This is a genomic window from Vibrio sp. 10N.261.51.A4 (genome assembly GCF_041471945.1).
Lineage (GTDB): Bacteria > Pseudomonadota > Gammaproteobacteria > Enterobacterales > Vibrionaceae > Vibrio > Vibrio crassostreae_C.
In genome coordinates, this window is the sequence record NZ_JBFRPJ010000076.1 from 1 (window position 1) to 6,814 (window position 6,814).

Sequence of the window (6,814 nt, forward strand, 5' to 3'; positions counted from 1 at the left end):
CTGATTTAGGAAACAAAGCCCCTAGGCAGCTGCAACAAGCTCATGAGTGGTGTCAAAACACAGCTGAAAACGGCTTAAAGCAAGGGTTTGATGTGGTTGTTTCGAATACCTTTATTAAGCATTGGGAAATGAAAGCCTACCGCCAACTTGCACTCAAATATAAAGCAGAATTAATTATCGAAGTGTGCCGAGAGCAATATGGCACTATTCACGACATTGAACCTTCAGTAATTAAGCGTATGGCGAAAGACTGGCAAGAATAGCCTCGTTCTTCTTCTGCTTGCGTGGCTGAATGGCAAATAGAATTAAATTAATAGAACAACTTCAAGGTAACGATTGAAATGGCAAAGCGCTCTGTTGTGGTCGACATGACTTCTTATGGTATCTATTCCACATGGGATTCAAAATCTAAAGATCTTCCAAAAATCCAAGAGTTCACCACCACCGTTGATGCTGAAATCGACGTAGAGTTTGGCTATATCCTGAATATCAAAAAAGCCAAAGGTGAGAAGATCCGTTACTGCATTTATCACCCAAACATCACCACAGACAAAGGTGAAGTGCTCGAACCGTTTGATGGTGAGGAGTATGTCGGTAACAATGACTGGGATTTCTACTTAGGTGACACTATCTGGGCTCCTGTCTCGAACAAGCTAGGAAAGTGGCGCATGACGGTTGAGCTAAAAGGCAACATCATCGCCGACAAGACATTCGACCTAGTAGCAAAAGACGAAGGCCAATTCTGGAAGCGTAGAGGGTTTTAGGTTCGACCTTCTATGTTCACCTAAACAACAAAAAGCCGAGCATCGTGATGATGTCTCGGCTTTTTTCATTGTGCTAGATAGAAGTGACTACCTAACTAATGGATTCGATTATTGCGTTACGTAAGCCACAACAAACTCAGTGATTGCGACCATGTCTTTCACTGCAATGTACTCTTCAGTGGTGTGAACTTTCGCCATACCAGTAGAAAGGTTAACTGTTGTCAGGCCTTTTGCGTTGAAGTTGTTTGCATCGCTACCGCCGCCAGTGCGTTTAGTGTTCGCTGTGACGCCAAGCTTCTCAAACGCCGATTTGATAGAAAGAATGTGCGGATGATCGTCTGCAATAACGAATGCATCGTAAGCACGAGTTGATTCGATTTCTACTTCAGCGCCGAACTGCTTAGCACTTTCTTGGAATGTAGAGATCATATGTTCAACTTGAGCCGTTAGCTTTTCGCCGTTTAGAGAACGTGCTTCAGCCACGACTTTAAGCTCTGGCATTACGATGTTAGTTGCTTGACCACCTTCAACAATACCAACGTTTGCTGTCGTTTCTTCATCGATACGAAGTAGGTTCATCTTAGTAATAGCGTCTGCAGCAACTTGAATTGCGCTGATGCCTTCTTCTGGTGCTAAACCAGCGTGAGCAGGGCGACCTTTGATTTTAGCAACAATCTTCTGCTGGCCAGGCGCTGCGTTTACGATAGTGCCAATTGGACCGCCTGTATCAAGTACGATTGCGTGCTCAGATTGAATGTAAGACATATCGAAGTTCAAAGAGCCGAACAGACCGCCTTCTTCGAATACAGTAAATGCAATCTCGATAGTTTTGTGCTCTTGTCCTTCAGCTTTAATGCAACGAACCGCTTCCATGATAGCTGCGATACCAGACTTGTCGTCACCACCTAGAATTGTGTTGCCTTTTGAACGGATGATACCGTCTTCGATGATTGGCTCAATGCCGATGCCTGGCGTCACTGTGTCCATGTGGCAGCTGAACACTGTGCTACCTGGAAGAGTGCCATCTAGACGAGCGTAGATGTTGAAACCATTAGACACTTCTTCAGGAACCGCCAGTTTGTGAACTTCAAAACCTAGTTCACCGAGTTGCTCAGCCAAAGCTTCAGCAATCGCTTTTTCGTTACGAGATTCACTATCAATTTTCACTAGATCGCAGAAATGTTCTACAAGACGTTGTTCATTAATTTGGGTCATTGTTAATTCTCATTATGCTTCCGCTTGTTCAAAAAGAAGCCGCGGAGGTAGGAACAGGAAAATCACTATAACGCCAATGAGGTAGATGATTGTCTGAGTTAAATCAAGAAAGTTGCCTGATTATTCTAATTAATGAGAAAAACCCAATTCAGATCCACCAGTGCGCAGGATTTTAATCTGTATATCTGTCGGGTATAATGTTTGACCGCTCTTAAAAAAACGTCAATAAAATTGGAATTCAATCAATAATGGCCCTGATAAATGAATAGAAACAATGTGTTAGGTTCATTCCTTTTCGTGGTGCTGATGAGTATTGTGCTGGGGCTGTATTTGCTCTATCCAACTTATGACGACGATTTAAAGCATATTCGCCCTGAAAACCCGAGTGTTTATAGTCCAGAGAAAGAGTTATCACTCTCTCAATATGGATCTGCGTTGATCGATATTCTCGATGTATCTCGCGGTGACCCTAATTTAGCTTCCCAACAACTTGAGGCTCTCCAAGCCAAGTTCCCAGACCAAGATAAAGCCATCTATCGTGCTTACGAATTGATGATTTTGTCCAACCTCGCGCAACATAAGTTGGATACCGAAGCGGTTTCCGAATACGTCAGGCAGATTAAAGCACTCGCACAACAAGAACATATGGGTTGGCTAAAGGCCCAATCTCTCGTTGAATTGGCGATTGAATACATCAGTAAGGGTGAGCTAGCGGAATCTGAAATCCAAATCAGAGCAGCGATAGATATCGCAGAATCGCTTCACTATGAAGAGTTGTTGATTAAGGCCTATAACACGGCTGGTGTCATCAATAACATCCGCAATGACTTTCCTGAAGCTCAATACTTTTTCCATAAAGGTTTAGACCTTGGTAAGAAGTACCCTCATCACATCTACAACAGCAAGTTAGTGTCAAATATGGCACTGCTTTATATCTATTTGGAAGACTGGCCTAAAGCGCTCAAGCTGATTAAAAGAGCCAAAAAGCTCTATTACAAGAGTGGACTACTCGAAGCGTCTACCATCGGCGTGCTGCATGTGAATGAGTCTTTTGCTTATCTGCGCAGTGGTGATTTAGTCAAAGGCCGAGAAGCATATCAAAGTGCGGCTAAGCTAAATGGCGATAACGTGAGTGAACGATACAAAATCATCCTATTAAAAGCAGAGAGTGATGTGTTGTTGGCGGAAAAGAACTTTGAGTCAGCACGACAAGTCGCAAACTTGTGTCTTAGATACCCAGGCGTGGACAAATACACACTTCAATTGGGGCAGTGTTACCTAAATAGAGCCTTAGCGAACATTGGTTTGAACCGAGATAATTTTGTTTTTGCTGATCTAAAGCGATCGTCTGCAATGTTCGATGTTGTGGGGACTCGCAGCTGGAAGGTCCTCGGCTTAAGAACACTTGCTGAATACTATGATTCGAGAGGCGACAGCGAGAACGCACTTCGTTACTTCAAACTCTATTACAAGGGCAACAAAGCGCTGCTATTTGATAAGCGCCAGAGTGATATCTTTTTACTAGAGCAAGATTTCGCTACGGCATCATTAGCTCAAGAAAACGAACTGCTTAACGCAGAAAAAGAGTTGGGTGAGCTGACATTAGATAAGCAGCAATTACGGAATCGAATCGTCGTCGCTTTGGGTATCATGGTGATGATAAGCGCCACGTTACTATTGATAAGGTTACGCTCGATCCAGAAGACCAACAAAGAACTACTTAAGCAATCAACAAGATGCGAACTGACAGGCTTATACAATAGGCGTTACTTAGAGCAACGGTTAACTCAGCCGATGCCACATCATTTGTCGTCGTTTGGGTATACGCTCGCTATTCTAGATTTAGACCGCTTCAAACAAGTTAATGACACTTATGGCCATGATATTGGTGACCAAGTGCTGGTGGAAGTCGCTAAGCGTTTAGAGAAAATCTTATCAACAAACGATGTAGTGGCAAGATGGGGTGGGGAAGAGTTTGTTTTGTTGCTGGCTGGGAATCAAGATCCTAATAAAGAGCTTAAGCTTATAAGGCAAGCGATCGCTGACCGAGCGATTGAAACGCATTCTGGCCCATTAGAATTAACCACATCGATTGGTGCGACGACTCATCTAACGGAGCAACAGTTGAATAGCCGTACCTATAAGAAACACTTGAAATCGGCAGACGATGCTTTGTATCAAGCTAAGCAGTCAGGGCGCAATAAAGTCGTTATCATTTGAGTTCCTAAACTTAGTTAATCCCCTGCAATCAAGAAACCTGAACTTCAATAACTAAGCGAATAAGAGTGCTTATCTGAACTAATACGGCTATTTACTCTTATTCGCTTAATTCATACTGTGATTTGGCTTGGTGGGTTACTTAGCGACACCTTGAAGCATTTCAACCAATTCGCCTTCTGTCGCTGGTTCGCTAGCGAGTTCAATCACAGCCGAAGCTCCTCCCTTTAACATGTAGGCTTGGGTTCCGCAGTGGTCATAGTGGAACCATTTACCATCTACACATACGTCGGTATAACATCTTGGGTCTTGTTTAAGTTCCATATCAATTTCCTTATTAACATTTGCCTAACGTTTTTCAGACTAGTTGATCACAAATCTAGGTAAATTGATCTAAATCAATCTAGAGTGTAATTGATGATTTAATTATCAAAATAAGAGAGGTGTGTCTAGCGAAGGAGCGACCTCTCGTTGGGCACTGCGCTCAAAGGTCGTGATTCTGGTTGGCGACTCTCGCTCTTTTGCTTGCCAGGTGATGCTTTTCTACATACGCTAGCTACTCTCTTAATCCCTATACAGACTTGATTGTGTTGGAAAATGACTAATATCTTTATCGTTGTAATTGTTCTGGTTGTGTTCTTTTACTTTATTCAAAAGTATGTGGTGAAACACGATGACACCAAAGACCACGCTTATCAGAAGAAAGGCGCGTTGATGTCGGCGCAACAGGCGACATTCTATAATGCGCTAAAATCAGCTGTGGGCAACCATGGGGAAGTGTTTGCTAAAGTCAGCATGTCGAACGTACTTGTTCCTGCTAAGACGAACAATAAGAAGAATTGGTTTATCGCCAACAACAAGATCTCACGTAGTTACTTCGACTTTGTTGTTTGCGACCCGCGAACGCTAGAGCCCCGCGTTATTATCGAACTTGATAACGGCAAAGAGCTCAATAAAGGGAAAGTCGATCGCGAAAAGCTACTAATTCACGTGTGTAAATCGGCAGGTTTACCTCTGATTGGTGCATCTATTAAACACAGCTACCAAGTGAGCCGTTTGAAGAGGTTACTGGCAGCACACATCGATTTAATCGAGCCATCAAAAGAAGTGCGATTTTGTAAGAAGTGTGGCAGCCCAATGATCATCAAACTGGCAAGCCAAGGCGATTACAAAGGCCGACGCTTCTTCACTTGTAGCCGCCAGCCAAACTGCACCTATACCGAAAACTACAACGTTGTATTCGATGTTGAAGAATAGTTGGTATCGATAGTAATGCATCCGGTTGGACTCCATTCAATCGCTTAGATACGAATAAGTTATACAAACTAAAAAGCCGAGCATTGATTATGCTCGGCTTTACTAATATTAAGTGGATTGGTTTAGACTAAAACGCGTAACGCATACCGAGCTGTAGCTCATCTTCGTCGTTATCGCCTTGCCCACCTTCGCCCTCGTCTAACATGTTAAACTTATAACTACCAAAGAAGGCCACATCGCCAATATAACGTGCGTATTCTAGACCGATAAAGTTAATGTCGTAATCTGCAATATCGTCAGCTTCAAAGTAGCTGTAGGTCAGGTTGACGTTGTTGGCACCAAACGAGTATCCCAAGTAAGCATCGGCAGAATCGTAGTCTGAATCTTTTACACCTAGACCTGAAATACTACCAAATTGATAGAGTGCGGCGAACCAAACCCCCTGATCGTTGGTGTACTTAACCGCACCAATATAGGCATCAGAAGTTTCTGTATCTGTCCCAACGCCATAGGTTTCATCACTTGACGCATAACCGACGCCAATATCTAACCCAATCGAAGTGCTGCCGGCGACAACTGCACCGAAGCCGTCACTTTGTGCTGATTCACTATCTGAATTGAAATTGCCATCAATTTGAAAGGTGATGTTGTCGCTTGTCAGTTCATAACGTAAAACATTTTTTGCTCGATCAGCAGTCGACACCGTGTATTCATTGATATAGCCGCTGAAGGTTTCAGCCATATCCGTCCAATCGGTTAAGTAGGTAACGGCATTATTTTGGTGGCCATAATAGACGTTACCGTGATTGGTTTGAACACCCGTATATAAGAATCGAGTGTTAATGCCGATATCATCTGATGCGCCATCTTCAGACTCTGTTAGTTCGAATTCATATTTCCCAAAAAAGGAAATATCGTCCGACGCTTTTTGTGTGCCATCGACACTTAAGCGGACACGTGATCTATCACTATAGGTGCTACTATTACCAGCACTTTTATTCGCATCAGAGAAATTCCCTCGAACTTCTGCGCGGCCGCCGATATTGAATACTGTTTCATCTGTCTCATAAATGGTCGCCGCCGATACGGCAGATGTCGATAGTATGCTCACCACTGCAATGGCGATATGTGATTTTTTCATAATTTATTCCCTATTTTTCACACTTGTATTTATCGTAAACCATAAATTCACGTGTAGCATTGAATTTAGATTATTGATTCCTACAGGTTATGAATATAGGCGCGCTTTACCATTATGCAAATTTCATTATGTATTACTGTGCTGTATGTATTCAAAATAGCTATGATGTGTGGGGTTGGGTTTTGAACAGGGCGGGATCACACTTTGTTAACAAATATGA

At 42.9% G+C, this 6,814-nt stretch carries 7 protein-coding genes; 4 read left to right on the forward strand and 3 right to left on the reverse strand.

What is annotated here, in order from left to right; translation table 11 throughout:
- Both AB4384_RS16840 and AB4384_RS16845 read left to right on the forward strand, forming a co-directional pair.
- Positions 1-263 (forward strand): AAA family ATPase (locus tag AB4384_RS16840; protein WP_372129853.1); only part of this gene is annotated, 263 nt, incomplete at its 5' end.
- A gap of 78 nt (positions 264-341) precedes the next feature.
- Positions 342-764, forward strand: a complete 423-nt coding sequence (locus AB4384_RS16845; protein WP_019824122.1) for a DUF3859 domain-containing protein — start codon at positions 342-344, stop codon at positions 762-764.
- A gap of 108 nt (positions 765-872) precedes the next feature.
- Here AB4384_RS16845 and AB4384_RS16850 read toward each other — a convergent pair whose 3' ends face one another.
- Positions 873-1,979 (reverse strand): M20/M25/M40 family metallo-hydrolase, encoded by a 1,107-nt coding sequence (locus AB4384_RS16850; RefSeq protein ID WP_017059177.1) that lies wholly within the window; start codon positions 1,977-1,979, stop codon positions 873-875.
- 261 nt (positions 1,980-2,240) lie between these two features.
- Here AB4384_RS16850 and AB4384_RS16855 point away from each other — a divergent pair, with 261 nt between their 5' ends.
- Complete coding sequence (locus AB4384_RS16855; protein WP_372129854.1) at positions 2,241-4,199, forward strand: diguanylate cyclase domain-containing protein; 1,959 nt, start codon at positions 2,241-2,243, stop codon at positions 4,197-4,199.
- A gap of 135 nt (positions 4,200-4,334) precedes the next feature.
- Here AB4384_RS16855 and AB4384_RS16860 read toward each other — a convergent pair whose 3' ends face one another.
- Positions 4,335-4,520, reverse strand: a complete 186-nt coding sequence (locus AB4384_RS16860) for a hypothetical protein (RefSeq protein ID WP_017059179.1) — start codon at positions 4,518-4,520, stop codon at positions 4,335-4,337.
- 273 nt (positions 4,521-4,793) lie between these two features.
- Between AB4384_RS16860 and AB4384_RS16865 the strand changes: the two genes are divergently transcribed.
- A complete protein-coding gene (locus AB4384_RS16865; RefSeq protein ID WP_017065541.1) occupies positions 4,794-5,453 on the forward strand; it encodes a DUF2726 domain-containing protein in 660 nt (219 codons plus the stop codon).
- Positions 5,454-5,580: 127 nt separating this feature from the next.
- On the opposite strand, the gene AB4384_RS16870 is transcribed toward AB4384_RS16865, so the two are convergent.
- Entirely contained in the window at positions 5,581-6,594 is a 1,014-nt protein-coding gene (locus AB4384_RS16870) for a porin (RefSeq protein ID WP_372129855.1), read from the reverse strand.
- Positions 6,595-6,814: the final 220 nt, after the last annotated feature.